The following is a 21151-nucleotide window of genomic DNA, read 5'->3' on the forward strand; positions in this document are numbered from 1 at the left end:
TGGAACAGACCCAGAAGCTAAAAGAAGCACTTGGTCTGGATAGAGAGTTTTGTATTCTGTGTGGGCATTGGTATCAAAGTAAGCCTGAGCCACACACCTGCTCATAAAAGGAGATACATATGCATATTTTGATGGGAATAGTTGCAGTGGAGGGCGGCATTATCGCCGTCCTCTTGCTCATGCTGAAAAGAGAGCGCCACATTCAGGACGCTGAATGCGCGGAGTTGCGCCATTCGCTTCAGCAATGCCTGGAGCGAGTCCACGTGCTTCAGCAAGAGGCGCAACAACACAAGGTGCAACAAGACGAGCCTGAAGAGGTGGATTATGAAGGGATGCTTCGGGCCCTCTTGGAGCCATTTGAGGATAGGAGGCAAGAGAGGTGAGGCGGAATCAGAGAACAGGACGAAACGAGCCAAAATGATGAAAAAGATCATATTCGTCTGCTTGAGGCCCTGGATCGGCATAGCGGCCCAGTTGTCCTCTCTGGTTATGCTCATCCGCTCTATGATCAACGATTAGCCCACTGGCAGCGTGTGAGCATGCCAGCACTGGCAGAAAAGGGGCAAGTGCGTACAGAGGTGCTCTGGCTGAATCGAAAAGCTGTGCGGCGTCAGCTCAGTTTGTTTGAGGAGGGAAGCGCGTACGCGTTCCCGCAAGAAGGGGAATAGGGCATGCAAACAATCATTTTTATCGTGATCTTTGTGGTGCTGATCATCAATTTGTTTGTGTTGTTTTTGGAACGAGCACGCCTGCAAGCTCGTTTGCGCCAGGAACGGGAATGTCTGTTCCGCTGGCAGCAACAGGCGCGCAACCAGAATCGCATTTTGCAGACATTCTTTCCTGAAGCGGCTAAAAAAATAGAGCAGCTTCCATATATTCCTGATAGTGTGGAGCGCGAGCGCCGTGTCTTTGAAATTATTACCGCTACTATACTTCATGATTCGAGAGAGGATTTGAAATGATGCTTTTAAGTATGTTGGTCTTGCGCGTTCGCTTGATGCGTATGAAGGCAGCGCAAGACAGAAATGAAGCGCGACCAATATTATTCAAAATTACTTCAACATCTGCTTCAGCATTTGGAGGGGCACCCATGAAAATGCTGTCGCTGTGCTCTGGGATCGGTGGTGCCGATCTGGCAGCCGAATGGGCAGGAATACAGGTTGTTGGTCAAGTTGAAATTGATACATTTTGCACGCGTGTCTTACAGCAGCTTTGGCCGCAAGTAGCGCGGATGCGCGATATTCGTGAGGTACGAGGCGATGAATTTGGGGAAATCGATCTTCTGGTTGGTGGATTCCCTTGCCAACCCTTCTCTCAGGCAGGGAAACGAAAAGGGAGGAGCGACGAACGCAATCTCTGGCCTGAAATTCTCAGGATTCTTGGCAAAATGCACCCACGCTGGTTTGTGGGAGAAAACGTCCCGGGGCTACTCTCAGTTGACGCTGGACAGGTTTTCGGTGGTATCATCGCCGACCTGGACGCGTTGGGGTATGATGTGGCGTGGGCAGTCTATGGGGCTCACGAGGTTGGAGCCTCCCACCGACGCGATCGTCTCTTCATTGTGGCCTACTCCGGCCGCGAGCAATCCCAACGACGGGGAAGCATTGGAGAGTTGGAAGCAAAGAAGAGAAGCAGTCCGGAAAAAGGCCCGCAATGGGAACGGATTTGGCATGCCACTGAGCATAGCAGTGCGATGGCACAACACCGCACAAGTACAGGATGCTCAGTGGCTCAACCCCGAGTGGGTAGAATGCCTTATGGGCTTCCCACCGGGATGGACCGATATCAAAGCCCAGCCCAACCAGGAGAGTCACAATACCTCTGGGAACCTCCCAGAACTACAACCCAACGGGATCCCAACCGAGCAAAACGGCTAAAAGCTCTTGGCAATGCCATTGTCCCTCAACAAATACTTCCAATTTTTCAAAGTATTGTTGAGATTGAGCGGAGGCAAGAGCAATGAGTTCTTTAGATCAACAATCCCTTTGGGTTGAAGAGGCGGAGAGCCAGAGCAGGCCGAAACGAGCCAAAATCCCGCCCCTTGCAAGGGCAGAAGAAATCTATCGGGAGCTTGCTCGGCTGAAAGTTGGCGACAGCGTCCCCTCAAAAATATATATCTGTGATTATACAACAAGGGAAATTCCCCCCTGGAAAGTTGTGCGTCTGGAAACACTAATGAAGGCGATCAAGCTAACGGTCGTCGATCCTGAATCGAGAAAGCAAGAATTGATTCAACAATCCTGGGTAGCAGTCGACGTTATCGCGTTGCCCACAAAGACATTGGCTACCCCGCTCTATACCTATCGCGAGGGGGCATCCCCTCACTGTAGCAATATGCTCAGAGACATCAGGCAGCGAGCCCGGCAGCTTGCCGAGCAAATAACGGGTGTGAAGGTTGACGACGATGACGATCCGGAAGAGGATCCCGACGACGACGAGTAGCCCTTGCAAGGGGGGAAGAGATGGACTTGATTTACTGTGCGGGCGGAAATATTGGCTTGCAAAGAATCGCGCTAGAAGAGGGCTGGCAGCTCGGACAGCGTTCTGATGCGACACCCTCTCCATTCAATATGACATTTATAGATATTAACTACAAAAAGGCAGATTTCGAGCGTCACCTTGAGATAGTCCGCCTTTTTCGCCCCAAATATGCAACTGTACCAGATCTGTCTGCTAAGCAGACAGATCTCAGCGAGATCAAACGGGCAATGAAGCAATACGAGCAGCTCGCGGAATATTGCGAGGTCCCCCTGGTAGTCCCTAAGCTGTCCGAACAGCTTCAGTTGCTCCCACCAGACGTCGCCATTGGCTTCTCGGTGCCGAGCAGTTACGGCGCGGCCCAGTTCCTCCCGTGGGAATTGGCCGGGCGACGCGTCCATCTGCTTGGTGGCAGCCCCAAGCGACAGATGGAGCTGTATAGGTATATTTCCATCTTCGCAACAGTTACGAGTGTGGATGGTAATTATGCTCAACTCATGGCGACGAAGTTCGCCGAATACTGGGAAGCAGGGCGCTGGCATAATCATCCTGCTATTGAAGAGAAAAAGGAAAATTTATATTACGAATGCTGGCGCATATCCTGTCGGAATCTCCGGCAGGCCTGGGAGAAGATCACAGGCAAGGCTGAATGCGCTGTTCCTTGCAAGGAGAGATGAATTGGAACATAACTGGAGAGACGATCCAAACGCGCGCCGCTTGCGGACACATCTTCAAAGGTGTGTCCCCCCGCGGATTCGGGACTACCTTAGGAAAGGTGGGCCAACGCCTGAAGATATCGAACAGGTTCGGGGGGTCACGCGAGATATCGCCAGAGCTGGCGACCTGATCCTGTACCCTGACGGGACAGGACGTGAACAGCCCTATCTCGATGAGCTGGTTGAGGCTGTTGCTCTCCTGGCCTTTGCACCGGGGGGCATAACCGTGATGGGGCTTCACTTTGACGCGACCATAATAGCGCAGGAGGCACCTCAAGACGAACTGACACAGCTTCTCAGCGATATTGATAGTTTATTATCGTTGTGAAATTTGAAGAAATTATTGTAGAGAAACAAGAGGTTGACTTTTTGACGAGTCAACCTCTTTTCGCTTATGATTTAGGCTTCTCAACCTGATTCATCGCCCTGACAGCAGCCTCGAGAGCTGCATTAATCAGCGTCGGGTTCATGCTTTTTAGCCCAACGGCCTGGAGCATGGCAATAATCAGGTCAACGGCCTTTTGTCGTTTCTGCTCTCCAGGCAACCCGTCAAATTGCTGCTCAACTGCCAGTACTGCTGTGTGAGCAACCTCTTGCACGGTCCGTTGTACCTGCTCTGGCAACCGGGCGTAGAGCCGCGGCAAAAGCAGAGCAGAAAGCAGCACAATAAAAGGGACAACCAGGTTGATGAGCATAATAAGCTGTTCAAGTGTCACTATTATGAATCCTTTCTATTTGATTGATTGAAGGGCTGTAAGAGCCTGCTTTGCTACCTGTTGGTACTGAGCAAGCTGCTGCTTCAGCTTCTCGACTTCGATAGCATGATTCTTTCCTTTTTCGGCTGCAAGCTGATCCTGGAGCTGTTTCACCTGGCCTGTGAGGCGGTCGTACTCGCTACGGAGTTTGATCCATTCTTGCCCGCTCCAGGCCTCAAAAACGCCCTTTGCCGGTGTCCATTCAAGGGTTGTCCAGCGGAAGCGTTGTTGCGTGCCGCCACCCAGGCTCGGATTACTGATCTCAAGCGGGGTTGCTCCATGCTCACTCTCAAGCGGCCAGTTCCCGGGGTGCCATGCGTGAGCAAGCACGTAGTCGCGAAAGCCCTGCACCACTTTGACCCCGTTCGGTGCGATCAGCGTCTTGCCATCATCTTTCCAACCGTTTGGTATTCCCATTTTTTGGTCTCCTTCATTTTTATTCAAAAAACTCCATAATTCATCCCAGGGATAGGGCCCGGGGCAGCCGGTGCGGTTGACTGGATCCATTGAGAAATGGCCTGTAATGCCGCCCCGGGCATCAGCATAACGCTTCGGGATTCCCCACCGCTGGCAGATGTCCTTGATGAGCTGGAAACTGGCACGCTTCTGCGCCTCTGTCAGCTCATCTGAATTATCAGTGCTTGGCTTGATATGCTCAATGGCGATGGTGACGAGATTCGGATTGAGGCCTAGATCTGACCACCAGGCGTCATGATGCACACTGTCGCCGCCGGTCCCTGCCGGGCCTGTAACCGCTCCATTGGCCCAGGCAGCATCATCTTCACTGACACACTGATAGATCTCGCCATCAAGTCCTATGATGTAGTGCGCGCTGGCCTGAGTAGCGGGATCTGCGAAAAAGGCCGCGCAATCGTATGCACGGTGAAATCCCGCCGTCCCATGCAGGATGAGCCAGCGCGGTTGCTGGCCCTCGCGACCTTCCCAATGATGCGCGGCCTCTAGCCACTGGATATTGAGATTTGCCATAGAGAATCTCCTTGTCTACAAACTATTGCGAGCCTGATAATGAGCGGTTATTTGAGTCTGTGAAAGCGCATAAGAATACAGTGCAAACTCATCAATCCACCCGGCAAAAAACGTGCTCAGGACGGGATTCCTTGCAAGGGTAAGCGCATAAGCAGGATTGGAGAGATTGCCTGATGAAGCGATATCTCCGACCTTTGTGCCGTTGAGATAGAGCTTTAATCTCGTGTTGTCATACGTGGCAACGACGTGATACCACTGGTTGAACTGCCACGTGGTCGGAACATCAATGGAGTTGAAAAAATCCTCATAGCCATTGGCTACATAGAGAGCGTGGTACGATCCTGTACTGACATCCAACCTCATCCCGTGATTGGTAGAAACTGGATTGTCAGTTGCGACCAGGCTACAGTAGCCATTGCGCGACAGATCAGCGAACTTGATCCACAGCTCAAGGCTGTACTGATTCCAGTCCTTCAGCGTCATGTTTGCTACGACGCCATAGCCGGTAGAGCCGTCAAAGCGGATGGACGGATCAGAAGCGATCACTCCCGGCTCGTTCGTGGTAACCCCCCCTTGCAAGGAGAGCGCAGTATCCTGGTTGCACCTATCATAAAAGACCGGGGCATCTTGCTTGATAACTTCGGGATAGAGATGCGCTTGCAGGAAATTGCTGACTTGTCGAACGGTGCGCAGCTCGTACAGATCGGGGCTCCCCTTGAGCTGCACATCTAACTCCCCATATTGCCCACCGCCATAATAGATTTTTGCGCAATATTCGATGGAAGGCGCAAGAAGAGAATGCATGACACGCTCATACTGCTGCACCAGGTCTGATACCTGCATCAGCGCATCAGGATCGCTGGCACGTAGCATCGCAATCTGAACGCTCTCAAACTGCCGCGAGCTTTCGGTGATATCTCTGCGTGTGAAGGGGAGAGCTTTTGCAAGAACCTGCTCAACCTGTTGCACCGTCTCTACAACTCGCGCCACCGAAACAGGCCCACTCATGACCATTTCAGAGCCGCGAGAAAACTCGTTGACCAGTCGCCAGCCCGTGAGCGTGACGCGCTCTCTCCCTTGCAAGGGGGTCTGCAAGGTTTCGGTCACGCTTCCTGTCACCGTTGGTGCACCGCTGTCGGTAACGGTCAGGTCATCTACACGGAGCCATGATGCTGAACTCGGAAGAGCGGTGACACCGTAACCACCAGTCAGAACCGGGCTGGAGTCAGATACATCCATATCCCACGTGCTCGGCTCTTGACTGCTCGCGAGCCAAAGCCTCCCTTGTAACCGGGTTGGGTTGCTTCCTGTAACGCGAAACCGCATCTTGTATGCGGTGTTGGCAGTAATCGACTTTGCCGGGCCTGACCAGGTCTGCGTTGTGCTGTTGTTGACGAACCGCGCAATGAGCAGAGAGCCAGAACTTAAGTTGAATCTGTAGCCTGTCAGGTTGCTTGTTCCTGCATTCCCACTGAGTCGTGCATCAAGCCCGAACTCATCAGATGTCGAGGCAGGAATAAAGGTAGCAAGCAGCTCCATATTTCCAGTGCTTGCCGAACCGAGTCGGTAGTGCAAACGGGAGCCGGGATTACTCGGGCTGTTGCGTATTTGCCCTTGCGTCCCGTTGGTTGAGAGCATATCCAAGTACCCACCCTCAGGCGGGTCATTGGTAGCGGCTCCCCAGATTTTGCCATCAGTCGCCATGCCCCACCCGTTTGAAACTGCTGCTCTATTGAAATTGTCTTGCGCTAAAACAGCCATTACAGCTTCTCAGTGATAGTGATGAGGCCATTTGACGAGTCAGAGATGATCAAAGGGGCGTCGAACGGCACACGCAAAAAGGTGTGTGTCGTTGCTGTTACCGGGTTAGCACTGACCAGCCAGGCCGTTGTATATGAGGCGGCAACGGCCGGCGGTGTGCCTGTCGTGCTAAAAAGGTAAGCCCCGTTGTTCGTGACGGTCAGACTGCGATTCCCATACCCAGAATTGCCCCCGCTGACTGCATACGTAAACTGTGCAGCAGGTAAAGGAGCCGTATAGGACACAGGAGACGTAAGCGCGCCTGGATCGGCTGTCGGGACACTGGCATAGTCATACCTGACCCATGAGCCGGCAGGGATGCTTGATGTTGGCCCGGGAGTTGACTGAACACCCACGGTTCCGGCTCCTGAGATGGCGGCTGTCGTGACAACTGTCAAGGTGTTAGAAGTCCCTGCATTGATGACCAGCTTTGTCCCGCTTGGAATAGAAGCGCCTATCAGAGAGCCGATCTGGATGCTTGTCACGTTGCCCCCCGCGGGAATGGCGGCAGAGAGCGAGGCCATACCCAGAGATTGATCAATGGCGATCATTGAGGCGGGGGGTGTACTCGGAGTGCTTGCACCGGCCAACGCCTTGAACATGGTCAACACGCCATTATCCGTGTAGGCGTTTTCCAGCCATTGTTCTTGAGTCACGTTGCCAGTGGCCTTCTCAAGTGTTTGAATGCGCCAGAAACCGCCCGAACGGTTGAGGCTTGCCACAGCATCATCAAAGTTTGTCGGCTGTGCTGGTTGGCGATATTCTGGGATAGAAATGTAGATGTTTTGCATAGATGGCTCCTTCAATGAATAAATCTGGTTAAGTAGGCAATAATAACCGCAATGAGGATAGACGATAGAACACCAAGCAACCAGTAGAGCGTGCGGGAAAGGATGATGAATCTCTCGGCTAAAATTTGGCTAGATGATTGGATATCATCGAGTTGCTTATCAAATTTCTCTTTCATGGTCTCTAGCCGCGAATTGGCTTCCTTTAAATCTATCCCCCACTCTTTGCGCAACACCGAAAGCTGGCTTTCTAGATTGTCTATCCTTTTTTGATTTTCTTGGATCATTTGTTCATGCATTCTGATTTGCACTTCATGAGTTTTGAGATTGACATAAGAGCTTGGCAGTTCATCGATCTTTTTATAGATAGCAGCAAGTTGCTGCTGTATCGAATCAGGCATATACAAAGAATCCTTTCTAGTCTGCAAAGAAGGCCGTCCAGTCCGACACGACAGCCCCTTGCACGGCCTTGATCTGGAATTTCTCTTGCCAGACCGGCACGCCTTGTTCATCAACTGTTGGCACCCACGATCGTGCGACACTTTGAATGAGGAAGGGCACATCTTTGAGACCATAAGCCGGGTGGTAGACATGCAGGAGCTGACCGGCTTTGAGGCCTGGTTTGCGAGTCACAAACGAAAGCACATGACCCTTCTGGGCGTACTGCTTCAACCTGCTTACAGCCAGGGCGAGAGCTTGCCGCTTGGGCATCTTGTCAACTTCCTCGTTGACTTCGACAATACCGCTTGTCCCGTCCTGAGCTGAACGAGAAGCTATCTCTTGCTCATCCCTGACGTTGACCGAAATGGGCACCTGAGCATCATACTGGACTTCGATGATCTGTCCGTCTCGGAGCTTGTTCGAGTCATCGCTACTGAGTGAGTTTGACCCTCTCTCGAAGTAGAAGACGGCTCCAGTTGCGCCTTTAGCTGCGTAGCTCACAGCAACGCCATCGACGCTGATTGATTTCATCGCCTCTACCGGATAGCCGAGCGTCCAGGATGACGCTTCACCATCGGCTTTCTTGGTTTCGGTCATTGGTACAATGTCGATGGCCCCTGTAATCCATTGCGAGTTGCGGTAGCTCTCCTGCGTGTTTTCCAGAGAAAAGCCCTGAATCTCCATGAGATTGGCAGTCGCGATCCAGGGCGCAAGTTCTGCCTCGCGCCGCCGGAAATACGGTGTTCCGTCATGGTCAAAGAACCAGAGGGCGTCACTCTGCTTTGCCAGGTCATCAAAGACGGCCGCGATGCTGGTAGGCTTGCCACTCGCTATTGAGTAGTCTGTGCTGGCAATGAGTGCGCCATCTGCAATGCTTTCAGGCCGGATAGTCACAGCAAGATCATTGAGTGATGGCGACATCAAGGGATCATCTGTACTCAGCACAGTCTTCACATACAGGTTTGTCTGGAATAATGGCGAACTCAAAACCTGGAAGGAGGCAAAGTTGAAGGTGTTTTGCCCGCCCGCTGAATACAAGCCAGAGTAGCCCCCTTGCAAGGGGGTAGTATCGGGATACTCACAGAGCAGCTCGCCATCCATCCAGAAGGAAACGGTGTTGCCTACACGCTGGAAGCGGAACCGATGTGGCGTGCCTCTCACAAACGAAATGGAAGCAGCAGCAACGAGAGAGCTTGTCCCGTTTTCTGCCCGGTAGATTTGTGCGGTGTTGGGCTGGCTTGTTGCCGCTGAATCTCGCACAACACAGGAATAGGCATTGCCATTGTTCAAGCAGAGAGCCGCGCCCCCGTTCTCTGAGCGATCACTGTCAAACACAACCACTGCTTCCATGCCGGGCGTGAGCCGTGTCGGGCGTAGCACTGCATTGAGGCCATTGGAAACAAAAAGGCGGCTATTGGCTGTATCCCACGTCCATACAGCGGCATCACCCCCTGCAAGGAATTGAGAGAAGTAGTCGCGCTGTGTGTCAGAAGCGAACTGGTCTATAACTGGCTCTTGTGCGCCAACAATACCAGGGAGAGCAGAAGCACCGCTTGCGCCAGCTCCAACATTTGACCATGACACCCCATCAAACGAGCTTTGTATGCTCGTACTCGTATTTTGTGGCTGGCTTCCGTCCCAGGACAGACTTGTTGACCCGACGCGATCTGCAAGCTCTAACGCGATTGCTGGCGTCACGCGTGAGCCTGTCGCGTGATAGTTGCTCACAACAGCCAAAGAGAGGCCTGTTATCCGTGCAGGGACGCTGACGGACTCTGTGGAGAGTGTCGCTCTTAAGCGTGCCTGGGTCATGTTCGTGCAGTTTGCGCCCTTCTGCAAGGCCGGGACTGGCTGTCCTTTGCCGACAGTTTGCCAGCTCGCGCCGTTGTCCGGGGAGAACTCCACTTTATAAGAGACATCACTTGGCACCGGCTCATCATATTGAAAATTGATGAGTGAGCCGACAATGTTGGCTCCCACACCCGACAGGTTGAGAGCGGGACTTGTCCAGGAGCCCTGCAAAGAAGACACAATGCCAAAGTTGTCGAATCTGGCTTCCTGAATAATGCCGCCTGATACCGCTTGAGAATTATAAATCCGCATGGCGATATATCCCGGCCCGGCATGGGTCGAGTCGGTGACAGAGATGTATTCCACATCGTCAATGCTGATCTTATGCGTTGCCCCATTGACAACCACCTTGAGCCGGTGCCAGTTGCCTTTCTCAAAGGTCAGAGCCGTACTTGCAAGCTGTGTCCACGATCCCGAACTTGCAGAGTTACTGCCTTTGCCGAATTGAAGCAGACTGGTGCTAAAACCCGCGAAGTAGGCAAAGGAATTTAACGGGGCCTGCCGGGTGGCGGGATAATTGCTCGTCCTGTATTCCAGCCCGGCAACCGCGTAGTCGTTGCCGAGCAGGATATCTATTTCAGCAGTGAAGTTTGTCCAGATCCCGCCCCCGGCGAAATTGAGACGCGCCCTCAGATCGTGCTGAGGGTCAATATTCAGGAAGTAGGCGGCTTGCCGAATTCCGGCTCCGCCATAGCCATTTGACGCGAAAAAGGTTAGTCCGGTCTCATCCCCATCATCCCAGTTTCTGGTGTACTGATTCAGCTTGATCTCGTCTGAATCAGAGCGCACGTTGTTGTACGTGCCAGTTTGCCAACTTGCCTTGTTCTGGTAGAGGATGAGCGCGTCTTGTTTGGTTGTATTTGCCGCCGGATTGATCTGATAGCTGAATAATCTCAAGGCAGGCGAAATGGTCGGGTCTGGTGAACCGTTTTCAAGGTCTAACTTCCACTTGAGACCAACCCCCGGCTTTGTCAGGTCTTGCCCTGGCACAAAGCAAGGGAGGGCCGTAACATTAGGAGCGTCCAGATAGGAAATGCCATTGTCGCCGCTGACCTGCACACGGGAGGTGGTCTTGTCTGGGAGATCGGCAACATATGAGAGATGACTTCCTTTGTAAATGCCCACAGTCGAAAGCGCGGTCGGCTCTGCAAAGGTCACAGAGCCGCGTTTGTCGTAGGATCGAACGTAGGATACAGCCAAGTCGGTATAGCCATATGTTCTCACGATTTTAGGCACAAACGGGAGGCTGGAAGAAGAGCTATCGAAAATCCACAATTTTGTAGCATTGGACGCAGAATTATAAATCCTGATGTTTCGAAAAAAGGCCTGATAAACGCCTGCTTGATCTCCCTCGAAGCCAAGAGAAACATAGGCGATTTTCTTCCCTACCCAATTTATAGTGGGGACTGAGATCCAAAATCTTCTCTCATACCATTTATCATCAGCCCATCCTTTTAAATCGGTTGAAGGATGAGGATCCAGGTCATTTATATCATTTGAATAAAAATTGTGAATATCTCGCAGCGATGTCCCATCGGTGAGCGTGATGTCAACACTCGCTTTGATCTCAGGCGACGTCGAACTGACCCAGACTTCATACTGCAGGAAATCATTTGCCTGGATCGTGTACCCACCATTGTAGATCTTCACGTAGAGATAGGTGTTGCCAGCGCTCGTACTGGAACACCGGGCGCGAAAGCTCACGGCCCCGCTAGAGCGCAGCCGCAATGACTTATCCGGCCCTATCTCAAGGCTACTGTATGTGTTTGGCGCAAGCCAGCTTGTAAAATCTTTGTATTCCTTTAGAAGAGGTGTGCCAGCAGGTGAGAGTGTGAGCACATCCCGGCCGCTCTCATCGGTTGTGGTAACTGTATTCGAGAGGGTTCCTTGCTGAAAGGCGGCAACATCGGACTCGCGGTAGGATGTGAAGTTCTGCCTGATCCCTTCCCCTTGCAAGGAGGTTTTGAGCAAGTCTACAAAAATATCACCTGCTAACTGGTTATGGTAGTCCTTGCCGCTGAAGAACCGTTTGTCTGCAATGTAGTGCTTGCCGATGGCGTCAATATCAAAGCTGGTGTGGGGATTGGGAAAGAGATTGTGCTTGCTTACCCTGTCCACATAGCCGGAAAAGATCAGCTCATCATCTGCCTTGATCTCCAGTTTGAGTCCGGGGTAGTAGTCGGCCGTGCCAAACGTGTCAAGCACCTTAACGCGTGCTGTTGCCCTCTGCTCAATGGTGTCCTCTGTTTCAAGTTCAACAGAGGCAAGGACATTGACACCGTTGAGATAAACGGATAGCGTTTTGCTGCTCATCTACCTGACACCTACCTTTGTCCGTGATCTGTTGGCGATGTAGTTGCCGCTGATCTCACCCAGGACGCGGCCGTCAACCTCCAGCACGATCGGGCGTCCATCCCCTTGCAAGGCAACCTGCACCGCCTGCATGACGGCTGCTCCGGCAGGCTCTGGATAGTCAATTTGTGGCGTCATCGCGGTGGCAAGCCGCGAGCTGGCACGCTCTACGCGCCCGATCTGCCGATCAAGGCCCGATACCAGGATGTCGCCAAAATCTGGCATCCAGTCCCGCACCGAAACAAGCGGCCCGATCTCAGGCGTTGAGAAGTGGAGATATGACCAGATGGTGTCAGCGATCTCTTTGGCCTTTTGGCCTACAGAGCCAACGAGATTGCCCAGACCACCGATCAAATTCGCACCGAAGTCGCTCATCCACTGCCAGGCCTGTCCAGGAAGCCCGCTGAAGAAGCTACCAATACCTGACACAATCTCACTTGCTTTGCCGGTCGCTTGATTGTAGAGATTACCGAAAAAGCCGACGATATTGGACACAAAATGAGACACCGTATCAGAAACCCACTTGCCCATGTTCTGGAAGAAGGACACGATGGAATTGACCAGATCTGGCACGATGGAATGCCCGACCAGCACGTCAAAGAGCCACTGGAAAAAGCCGATCACGCCAGAGACGAACCCTGAGACGAAGGATATGACTGACTGCACCCCCATAAGCCAAATCCCCTTGATCATCCCCCAGAACCCGCTAGCCATGTTGACGATACCGCTCCAGATATTGGAAAGGTCCGCCCCGAGCTGGTCAAATTGGCCTGTGAACAGGTGAACAAAAAACATGATGAGGCCCGAAATGATCTGGAATACTCCTGACCAATACTGGATGAATCCACCAACAAAGGAGACCACGCCTTGCAGGAAGGTGGACAAAAAGGATAGAGCCCCGCTGAGAGTACCAACGAGAAGGGCAGTGACAACAGCCCCTAGTAGAGCGAATCCTGGCAATAGCGGTTGTAGCCCCTGCCATAGCCCTTGCAAGGCTGGTAGGAGTTGTGTCGTCCAGGTGGCAACGAGCTGATCCCAGACAGGCTTGAAAGTGGTGATCAGGAAGGTGCCGAGTTGCGTCAGAGTTTGGCCTAGATTACTAACCCCTGAAATAATTCCTGGTACGTAGGGACTCAAAAGCTTGATTCCGTCTGCTAGCCCCTGGAACGCTTGGTTCAGGAGGCCTGCACCGGCTTTGACATTAGCATCGCTAAAAAGCCCTTTCAGCCCATCTGCAAGGGGGGTCAGGTGTGGCGCGATATTGGAGGCTATGGTATTGCCCAGATTCTGTAAACTCTGGACAAAGTTAGACCAGCCACCACCTTTGTTAAGTACCTCCCCAGCCTTGCCGAAGAGATCAACCAGGCGGGAGAAGCCGGGCGCGACATTTGTGGAAATAAAGGAGCCAATGTTTTGAAGGGTACTGCCTAAAAGCTTGCCTGTCCCTGTGACAAATCCCAAAAAGGCGGGACTGTTGAAGAGATCTCCTAATTGCAGCAAACCACTCTTCATTGCATCAAAGGTACTTTTCCCAAATTCACGCAAGGCATTTCCTGCGGAATCAATGAGATTCGAGAGTGCACCAAATCCGCTTTTCCCCTGCGCTTCCATAGCACCCGCAAGGTTTGATTCCTGAATGCCCTTACGCAACATGGCGATAGCATCATCTGCGGGCAGTAATCCTTTGGATACAAGGTCACGCACCTCGCTTTGTGTCATATGGAGTTGATTGGCAAGAATCTCCCATACGCGTATATTCCTGTCCGCGAGCTGACCGAGGTCTTCGGCTGAAGCCTTCCCGTTTGAGCGCATTTGTCCGAAAATAGTTGCTATATCCTGAAGATTGCTCGGATCAAGTGCATTTCCGCTGACCACATTCCCGATATCTGTCAGCCAGGGCAGAATATCTTTGGCGTTGACCCCAATTGCCAGTAATTTCTGAGCTGTTTGAGCTAGCTCTGGGAATTCGAAAGGTGACGTTGCAGCAAGTTTTTGGATCTGCTGAAGCAGGTTTTTCGCCTCATTCCCATTGCCAAGCAAGGTCTTGAAGGCGATTTCGGTCTGTTCCATCTTCCCGCTTGACTGAAAGATAGCCGTCCCCAGACCGATCGCGGCACCGACCCCGAGGGACAGTGCTCCGGTGAGGGCTGTCCCCAGTCCCATCGCCGCCACCTTCATCCCCTCGAGCTGGGATTTAAAATGAGAGGACATGGAACTGATACGCGAGCTGAAAGAGCTGGCGGCAGTAGACGCCTGATGGAACTCCGCGGCAAGCTTCTGCCCTGTGTTAGAGTCCTCAAGACGCTTGATCTTTTCTCTGGCGTCCTGAGCTTGCTTTTCAAGCAAGACCAGCTTAGCGCGGGCCTCTTCCACGCCGGTGACGGCCTCACCAGCGTTGGCGGCATGCTCAAGCTTTTGCAGTTGTTCACGAGCTTTGCGCACCTGGCTTTCAATCAAGACAAGGTGCGCTTTCGCAGCTTCGACGTTGGTCACAGCTTTGGACATATTGCCACTGCCCTCCATGCTCTGGAGAGCTTTGCCTGTGCTGAAAGCAGAGGATGACACAACTGAGAGCTGGCTTTTTGCCTGTGCCACTCCGCTTTTCAGGCCGGACATGTCTACACTCAATTTCACAATCAGTCCGGATAAAATCCCCATTTATCGCCTCTTTGCTGCTTCTTTCTTCGCTTTCTCGATAGCTTGCTTCTCTCTCTTGGCTTTGATCGAGAAGTAGGCCTGCCACCCAGCAAACTCGCTGGCACTCATTCGCTCAAGAAACTCGTCTCTGGTGTTGCCTGCCCCGACGGTTTCCGTCAGGAAGTAGGAGAAGTATTCGAGGTCGTTTGCTTCAAGTTTTTTTGGGTTTCGTCTGCGTCAATTGCGGAGAGTTCCCGAATCTTCTCAGCAATCGGGGTGAGCACTGACATCCCAAATCCCGCCACGCCATCAATGTCCTGCTCAGAGAAGATTTGTTCTTTCCCTTCTCGGGTGATGAGAGAGTAAGTGACAAAAGCAGCGGCTTCTAATGCCTCGTTCCGCCCTGTCTCATCTTTGCTCAGGCGTTCAGCCTGGACGACCTCCTTCGCAGTCAATTCTCTGAGAGCAAGCTGTCCATCTAGCTCCTCCAGACCGGGAAGAGTAACCTCAAGGTCTTGCACCTTTAAGCGTCTATTAAAGAATTTTGCTCTGATTTCTGCAGGCTTCATCTCATATTGTCCTTTTGTGATGTTGTAAATTTACGCTTTGAAAAACTCATCAGTGAGTTGGAACGTCAAGCCCTCTTCAATGAGTGCCGAGACTTCGGCTTTGATATTGCACTCGGATACGTAAGCGTACCCTTCATACCTGCGGCCTGTAGGAGAGACATAAGAGACAATGAGCAGGTCTCGCTCTTGCAAATTCTTCACCCGATCATGATTAAGCCAAAACCTGTCAACCTTTAGCTCCCCCTCGAGCAAGGTCGGGGTGTAGAACTTCGCGCCGGTAGGATTGAAGGTTGTGCTGTCCTCCAGATTTGTTTTGCTCGTAAATTCGACACTTTTCGCATTGCCTATCTGGCTGAACGGATAAAACGCGCCAGAGGCCAGACGCACTTGCAAGGTCGGATCTTGCGGTGAGTCAAAGACGACGCGAGCAGCGACACGATAGAGAGTGAAGCCTGTGCTGACCGGAGTCCAGGTCGTACCATCTGAACTGGTTTCAACGATAACTGGCACGTCCCGATCAAGATACCGTTTTGTCGAGTTCGCGATCACATAGGTCTTGTGATCTCCTACATCGGTGAGCATCTCATTGACAAAAGGAACACTTGGCTTGGATGCAACGAGGAATTGTGAATTATACGCGGCAATCGCCATTTGGAAGCTCCTTATGCTCGCGTCACGTCACCATTCATTGTGACGGAGTACTCAACCTCGATTTTCCCTGACACATCGGCCTTGATCGAGTATTCACCGATCCAGGCATCGAAGGAATATTTCTTCACCCCATCGGGAGATATCTCAAGCTGTACCAACTGCCGCCCGAAATAGGCGTCCTCTAACGCTTGCTGGCCGGGATCACCTACATTCCAGTTTCCCGACAATTTTGTTTCCATCCCTCGCAAGGTTGGGATAAACGTTTTGGTACCGGGCGCACTACTGCTAAATGCAGTAGTTTCCTCTAAGTCGGTCTTGAAAGGAAGTTCCACGCTCGAAATGTCGTGCACAATAGTGCTGCCTACTTTGATCACTGCACTATAAGCCGCTTTTGCCATAGTTCTTACTCCTGTGTCTCAATCCTGTATCTAACAGGCATGTGCCGTACATCTTCTTCTGGGTCGTTGAGAGATTCCGAGAATTCATACCAGCAACCAACCTGCGTCATAGTTGCAAGCTGAAGCGATTGCTGGTCAAGGATCTGATTCAACCTTGCAAGGATGGCTTGCGCTTCCTTGAATCCTTTTGCTGCACTCCAGATGTGGAGTGTTACCGTCGCTTCATAGCCGCGCCGCTGAAAGCTATGAAACGGGACTTCGGTTGCCTCACCAATGGTTACATAGGGATAAGTCTGAACATCAGGAACAGAACTTGCGTCAAATATCCCTTTGACCAGGTTCATCAGTGTGGTGTCGCCTGTAAGCCGCTGGTACAAGGCTCGCTGAATCTCTCCGAGTGAGGTCATAACTTCTTGAGCCTTTCAACAAGCCCTTTGCGAGAAATCTCAAACGCAGGCAGGAGATACGGTTGCGCCTGCATCTTTCGCGTCCCGAACTCGACATAGGGCGCATACTCGACATTCGTTCCAACTAGAACCTCGTACCTGTCTGTTTGTTCGTAGCTTATCGAGTTTTTCAGACGACCAGTCCGCACCGGCACCCGCTTCTGTGCTTCGTTTTTGCATTCTTTGCCCGTTGCCAGCAACTCCTGCTCTGTACGATTTTCCAGCTCGTCTACCGCCTGATCCAGATCAGCAAGTACTTTGTCCAGACCAACAATCTCAACTCCCATATCTCAGCTCCTTGCAAGGGTCATGCTAACTGCTCTACCGCAACCCGGCGCAAGACCTCATACGAGGTTGGGTCATAGAGGTCAATAACCTTGTAGGTGATGCCGTTGATTCTGAGCCTATCAGCGCCGCGGATGTCGGTCAGGCGCGGCACCAGAAGCCGTTTGAGCGTTTTGCCTTGCAGACGCTCCGCAATTACCACTTCCTGGGGAGATTGCCCTGAATCAATCAGCGCACATGGCACCGTCGCAACGACAGTCCATGTAATCTCTGTACCGCCCTGCCCGTCGGGCGTGCGTGTCTCTCTCAACACATCACACATATCCTTGAGGGCCAGTTCTGTTGCCAGGTCAGAAAATGCCTGTAAGTCCTCATCGCTAATAATCGTCATTTAGAACTCACTCCCGCTTGCTAAACCTGGCTCCAGAAAATCCAGTTGCAACCGCCCGAGCTGAAACCCCTGTGTAGTCTGCCCACCTACCTGAATATCAAGTCCAGCCAGCTCCGCTTCAGCGTCTTTCAAAAGCATTTGCACGCGGTCAAAGGCCTGTGAGCGAGACGCTTTGACCGGGCCGGGCAACTCCACATCAAAGCGAATAGCGAGCAAGCGTGAAAACCGCTTGAGCGCGTAATAGTTCAAAAGCGCGATGAACTTAAGCGTATCGGCTTGCGCAACATTGGCCGTTGGAAGATCCTGCTCTGCAACACCAAGATGGCGCAAGCTCATATCAATAGCCGTGCTGTAAGCATCGGCTGTCTGCTCTGGTGTAAACTTGGCCTCTATCGCCAGCTCTCTATATTCTTGCTGAAGGAAGCTCAAGGCGGCTGTTCGATCCATCACGCGTTGTCCTTGATTGGCAGGCCGTTAGCATCAACGAGCACGCCATTGACGACGTATCTCCCGCCTTCAGGGGCCTCGTCAAGCTTGCGCTCTGGCTCCACCCTTGCAAGGGGTTGCTGCTCTGTCTGCTTCTCTTCTTGCTGTGTTTTCTTCTCTGGCATTCCATCCACCTCGCTTAGAAGGTCGGGGTGACATATGTGCTCCCCCCGATGTACAAAACGGCACCGTTAGACCTCTCTTGCACCGCAATCCCGTACTCGCGTTCCATATACTGGGCATGCAAGGGGTAAGACTCTAACTCAGCGGCAATACGTAGCGACCCTGACTGAGCATCTCGCACCCGCATCGCGAGCGGTTTCGTCTGCGCCGGGTTGTACGCAAACAAGTAGTTATTTGGAATCCAGGGCTTCACCCAGATTTCTGCCGCCCCAAAGACTCCGATAGCCCGATTGTAGATGTTCATGGTATCAAGCGGCGTCCGGCCAACTGCCGTTGTAGTCGGAGGTAGCACCCGAGCGTCAACATACGCTGTAAAGCCGGATAAGCTGCGGACTGCTGCTTCTTGTGCCTGGCTGATGTACACCTTGATCGTACCGGTGTTGTAGTGTTCCAGCACTGTGTTAATCAAGCTATTGAGCGCATTCACATCTAGCGCTGAAACAGCCAAGTAGTGCGTATGAGTATTACCATCAAAGGCATTCTCATACGGATCGGGGGGAAGCGGTGTCCCGTCTGCATTGAGTAGGGCGCGAATGGGGAGATTCAAATTGTCAACCAATCTATCCAGATAGTTGAGATTATTTGTGGGGGTAAAGATGGCTTTCTTTATCTCGGTTTGCAGTCTCCTGATATCGGCTGTCATGGCCGCGTTCACCTGAGCAGCTATCTCCGCAACCGTGCGAGTTTGGAGATACTTACGGGTCCATTGCAATCCGACCTGGAATAGGCGGAGAGGGAAGCCGACGTTGACGCCAGTGGTTATTTTCTGTACATCTGGCGAGCTGTGCTCATCCCCTTCAATCATCGTCATGGTATCTACGCCACCGTAACGACGTAATCTATCTGTCGTTTGCTCAACGAGATCAGAAGTCATCATATTTACAATCTCGTTATGCGCGTCCAGAAATTGCTGTACAGCACGGTAGGTATTCTCTTCGCCATAATCTGCAATCAGCGTTCTATTTGCGGCTAAAGTATCCAGTATTTGGAGGGTGCCGTATGCCATCCTGTACTTTCCTTTCTAGTGCATCGGCACTACTTAGTAGCTTTTCTGAACGTAAATGCGGGTGCTATCCACGACACGGCCAATCACCGTCGTACCGCCTGTAGAGGGTGCGGTATCCAATCCACCCGGCACAGTCCCTGAGAGATACAACGAGGTGCCAGGAGTAAGATTCTTTCCGTAATTGAAGTTCACTCCCCAGTACAGGGAAAGAGACTCTCCAGGTGCAGCAGAAGTTGCGGCAAAGCCATCCACAACGGCATTGCCATCATTGGCTGCTCCACTCGCGCGGTAGATCTTGCCATCATTTTTGATAACGCAGGCATCTCCTGCGGCGATAACTTCACCCGCGTAGAGGCCAGATAACCGGTTATTTGGGGGCGGCGTGGCACTGGAAAGTGAGGGGGTGCCACTCTTTGTAATTGCGGCCATAGTATCCGTATGCTCCTTTAAAAGTTGTATAAACCACTGCGCATAAGACTTGTCGTGATTGCTTCACTCTTGTGTGACTGTCCTGTCGGTTTTGGGTTTGGTGCATTCCCCGGCAAACCAGCACGTCCTTGCTGCTCAAGCTTTGCCACCAGCGGTTTTGATTTCTCTATCCATGCCAGGCGCTCTTCAATCGGTGCATCAGCTCCGGGATCAAATACCTTGATCTCGTCAGGCCAGTCCTTGGTCTCGCTCTCAATCTGGCTTGCAAGGAGAGATGCAAGCTGATTGTAACGCTCAGAGATCGGCTCTAATTCATTCACTCTCGCCTGATACTGCTCTGCAAGCTGCTTATATTGGCCTTGCTCTTTCAGGCGTTGATCTTCTGCAAGGCGAGCCGCTTCTTCTTGCTCTTTGGCACGTTTGCGATAGGATGCGTTCTCTTTGCGCAAATCGGCAATCTCGCGCTGTAACGCTTCAAGAGATGGTTGATTTTCTGAGGACTTTTCACCCGCCTGGGGTTCCAAGTTGGCCGCCTGGGCCTGGGGACTACTGGTCGCCGCCTGGACGCCATCAGTAGTATTCGTGGTATTGTTGTTCTTCATACTGTACCAGATTCCTTTCAATTTGTAAAGACAACTCGAATAGAGTTTGTCAGTACCTGTCTGTTATTTGTATTGCATGGTGCAGCGACAGTGGCTCTTGCATTGTCGCTGACCAATTGGAATCAGCGAACCTATCGGTTGCCAGCCTTTGCGGGCTTCTTGCAAACAGCCCGTACAATGATCCGCGATACCTAGAATAGAGCGTTGCAAGCGTGCGCCACCGATACGGGCGACGCGCTCTCTCATCGCTTCATGGCTCCCTCTGGCCGCTTGCGTGTAGAGCGCACTCCTTGCAAGGAGGGTGCCATCTAATGCTTGCTTGCCGGTCTTGATGTCCTTCACAAAGCCCCTGAGAAATAGATACTGTTCCTTGAGCAAGTTCCCAACAAAGCCATAGTCGGCTGGCGACATGTTTTTTGCGCCACCATTGCCGATCATCGCCATCGCCACATGGAGTGGCTTCAGGATAGAAAGCATCCCGACTTGCCATTGAGCAAGCGAGATCGCGCGATCCGCGAGCTGCTGAGACAGATCGCGAATGCGCTGAGTCTCTTTGTCGATCACAGCATCAACTGCCTGCCTGACGATGCGTTCTGGCACAAAGCGGCCCGTTTTCAGATCCACATAGCGTCTGGCACGTGGATTGTAATTGTAGGCGAACTGACTCATTTTTTATCGGGCTCTGGCTCAACAATCTCTGCGTCGATCAATCCCTTGCAAGGGGGAGGCGCAGTGTTTTGCCAAAGCGCTTCTGCCTCTTTAATGTTGGTCTCGCTGACAAGAGCGAGAGCATCCAGATCGTCATCTGTCCATTCGATAGGCTCACCTAGCGGAACCGGCTTTTTCTTCGGTGACTTCCTCTGCATGCAGATCTCCTTTATAAACATGTTTGTACACATC

Annotated in this window: 26 protein-coding genes; 6 read left to right on the forward strand and 20 right to left on the reverse strand. The window is 52.1% G+C overall.

Annotated features, from left to right (window positions below; all coding sequences use genetic code 11):
- Positions 1-119: 119 nt before the first annotated feature.
- The 6 genes from KTH_RS25035 to KTH_RS25060 all read left to right on the forward strand — a co-directional run bounded on the left by KTH_RS25035 (position 120) and on the right by KTH_RS25060 (position 3522).
- On the forward strand, positions 120-383 hold the full coding sequence (locus KTH_RS25035; RefSeq protein ID WP_497621541.1) for a hypothetical protein: 264 nt from the start codon (positions 120-122) through the stop codon (positions 381-383).
- 288 nt (positions 384-671) lie between these two features.
- A complete protein-coding gene (locus KTH_RS25040) occupies positions 672-962 on the forward strand; it encodes a hypothetical protein (RefSeq protein ID WP_497621543.1) in 291 nt (96 codons plus the stop codon).
- Positions 963-1090: 128 nt separating this feature from the next.
- Positions 1091-1963, forward strand: a complete 873-nt coding sequence (locus KTH_RS25045; RefSeq protein WP_497621545.1) for a DNA cytosine methyltransferase — start codon at positions 1091-1093, stop codon at positions 1961-1963.
- Complete coding sequence (locus tag KTH_RS25050; RefSeq protein WP_497621547.1) at positions 1960-2442, forward strand: hypothetical protein; 483 nt, start codon at positions 1960-1962, stop codon at positions 2440-2442. Before KTH_RS25045 ends, KTH_RS25050 begins: the two co-directional genes overlap by 4 nt.
- A 20-nt stretch (positions 2443-2462) precedes the next feature.
- A complete protein-coding gene (locus KTH_RS25055) occupies positions 2463-3155 on the forward strand; it encodes a DUF6610 family protein (RefSeq protein ID WP_497621549.1) in 693 nt (230 codons plus the stop codon).
- Position 3156: 1 nt separating this feature from the next.
- Positions 3157-3522, forward strand: coding sequence for a hypothetical protein (locus tag KTH_RS25060; RefSeq protein ID WP_497621551.1), 366 nt, complete (start codon positions 3157-3159; stop codon positions 3520-3522).
- A 64-nt stretch (positions 3523-3586) separates the two neighbouring features.
- On the opposite strand, the gene KTH_RS25065 is transcribed toward KTH_RS25060, so the two are convergent.
- The 20 genes from KTH_RS25065 to KTH_RS25160 all read right to left on the reverse strand — a co-directional run bounded on the left by KTH_RS25065 (position 3587) and on the right by KTH_RS25160 (position 21117).
- Positions 3587-3910 (reverse strand): phage holin, encoded by a 324-nt coding sequence (locus KTH_RS25065; protein ID WP_497621553.1) that lies wholly within the window; start codon positions 3908-3910, stop codon positions 3587-3589.
- A gap of 15 nt (positions 3911-3925) precedes the next feature.
- On the reverse strand, positions 3926-4936 hold the full coding sequence (locus KTH_RS25070) for an N-acetylmuramoyl-L-alanine amidase (protein WP_497621555.1): 1011 nt from the start codon (positions 4934-4936) through the stop codon (positions 3926-3928).
- A gap of 15 nt (positions 4937-4951) precedes the next feature.
- The gene (locus tag KTH_RS25075; protein ID WP_497621557.1) at positions 4952-6697 is read right to left on the reverse strand and encodes a LamG domain-containing protein; all 1746 of its coding nucleotides are present in this window, start codon (positions 6695-6697) and stop codon (positions 4952-4954) included.
- Entirely contained in the window at positions 6697-7527 is an 831-nt protein-coding gene (locus KTH_RS25080; RefSeq protein WP_111326212.1) for a hypothetical protein, read from the reverse strand. The genes KTH_RS25075 and KTH_RS25080 overlap by 1 nt, the downstream gene beginning before the upstream one ends.
- An 11-nt stretch (positions 7528-7538) precedes the next feature.
- The gene (locus tag KTH_RS25085) at positions 7539-7925 is read right to left on the reverse strand and encodes a hypothetical protein (RefSeq protein ID WP_111326213.1); all 387 of its coding nucleotides are present in this window, start codon (positions 7923-7925) and stop codon (positions 7539-7541) included.
- Positions 7926-7941: 16 nt separating this feature from the next.
- Positions 7942-12129, reverse strand: a complete 4188-nt coding sequence (locus KTH_RS25090) for a hypothetical protein (RefSeq protein WP_497621560.1) — start codon at positions 12127-12129, stop codon at positions 7942-7944.
- A complete protein-coding gene (locus tag KTH_RS25095) occupies positions 12130-14826 on the reverse strand; it encodes a tape measure protein (protein WP_497621561.1) in 2697 nt (898 codons plus the stop codon).
- Positions 14827-14981: 155 nt separating this feature from the next.
- A complete protein-coding gene (locus KTH_RS25100) occupies positions 14982-15374 on the reverse strand; it encodes a hypothetical protein (RefSeq protein ID WP_497621563.1) in 393 nt (130 codons plus the stop codon).
- A 30-nt stretch (positions 15375-15404) separates the two neighbouring features.
- A complete protein-coding gene (locus KTH_RS25105) occupies positions 15405-16025 on the reverse strand; it encodes a hypothetical protein (RefSeq protein ID WP_497621565.1) in 621 nt (206 codons plus the stop codon).
- Positions 16026-16036: 11 nt separating this feature from the next.
- Positions 16037-16423 carry a phage tail tube protein gene (locus KTH_RS25110; RefSeq protein ID WP_497621567.1) on the reverse strand — a complete coding sequence of 129 codons (387 nt, stop codon included), beginning with the start codon at positions 16421-16423 and terminating at the stop codon, positions 16037-16039.
- A gap of 5 nt (positions 16424-16428) precedes the next feature.
- Positions 16429-16830: a DUF3168 domain-containing protein gene (locus KTH_RS25115; protein ID WP_497621569.1), complete on the reverse strand. Its 402-nt coding sequence runs from the start codon at positions 16828-16830 to the stop codon at positions 16429-16431.
- Positions 16827-17156 (reverse strand): HK97-gp10 family putative phage morphogenesis protein, encoded by a 330-nt coding sequence (locus tag KTH_RS25120; protein WP_111326220.1) that lies wholly within the window; start codon positions 17154-17156, stop codon positions 16827-16829. Before KTH_RS25120 ends, KTH_RS25115 begins: the two co-directional genes overlap by 4 nt.
- A gap of 20 nt (positions 17157-17176) precedes the next feature.
- Positions 17177-17545: a phage head completion protein gene (locus KTH_RS25125; RefSeq protein ID WP_497621571.1), complete on the reverse strand. Its 369-nt coding sequence runs from the start codon at positions 17543-17545 to the stop codon at positions 17177-17179.
- A complete protein-coding gene (locus tag KTH_RS25130; RefSeq protein ID WP_497621573.1) occupies positions 17546-17995 on the reverse strand; it encodes a hypothetical protein in 450 nt (149 codons plus the stop codon).
- Entirely contained in the window at positions 17992-18156 is a 165-nt protein-coding gene (locus KTH_RS25135) for a hypothetical protein (protein ID WP_497621575.1), read from the reverse strand. The genes KTH_RS25130 and KTH_RS25135 overlap by 4 nt, the downstream gene beginning before the upstream one ends.
- Before the next feature lie 14 nt (positions 18157-18170).
- A complete protein-coding gene (locus KTH_RS25140; RefSeq protein ID WP_497621577.1) occupies positions 18171-19220 on the reverse strand; it encodes a hypothetical protein in 1050 nt (349 codons plus the stop codon).
- Positions 19221-19253: 33 nt separating this feature from the next.
- The gene (locus tag KTH_RS25145; RefSeq protein ID WP_111326224.1) at positions 19254-19649 is read right to left on the reverse strand and encodes a hypothetical protein; all 396 of its coding nucleotides are present in this window, start codon (positions 19647-19649) and stop codon (positions 19254-19256) included.
- A gap of 17 nt (positions 19650-19666) precedes the next feature.
- On the reverse strand, positions 19667-20251 hold the full coding sequence (locus KTH_RS25150; RefSeq protein WP_497621579.1) for a hypothetical protein: 585 nt from the start codon (positions 20249-20251) through the stop codon (positions 19667-19669).
- Positions 20252-20314: 63 nt separating this feature from the next.
- The gene (locus tag KTH_RS25155) at positions 20315-20920 is read right to left on the reverse strand and encodes a hypothetical protein (protein ID WP_497621581.1); all 606 of its coding nucleotides are present in this window, start codon (positions 20918-20920) and stop codon (positions 20315-20317) included.
- Positions 20917-21117 carry a hypothetical protein gene (locus KTH_RS25160; protein ID WP_497621583.1) on the reverse strand — a complete coding sequence of 67 codons (201 nt, stop codon included), beginning with the start codon at positions 21115-21117 and terminating at the stop codon, positions 20917-20919. The genes KTH_RS25155 and KTH_RS25160 overlap by 4 nt, the downstream gene beginning before the upstream one ends.
- Positions 21118-21151 lie beyond the last annotated feature (34 nt).

The organism is Thermosporothrix sp. COM3 (assembly GCF_059696735.1).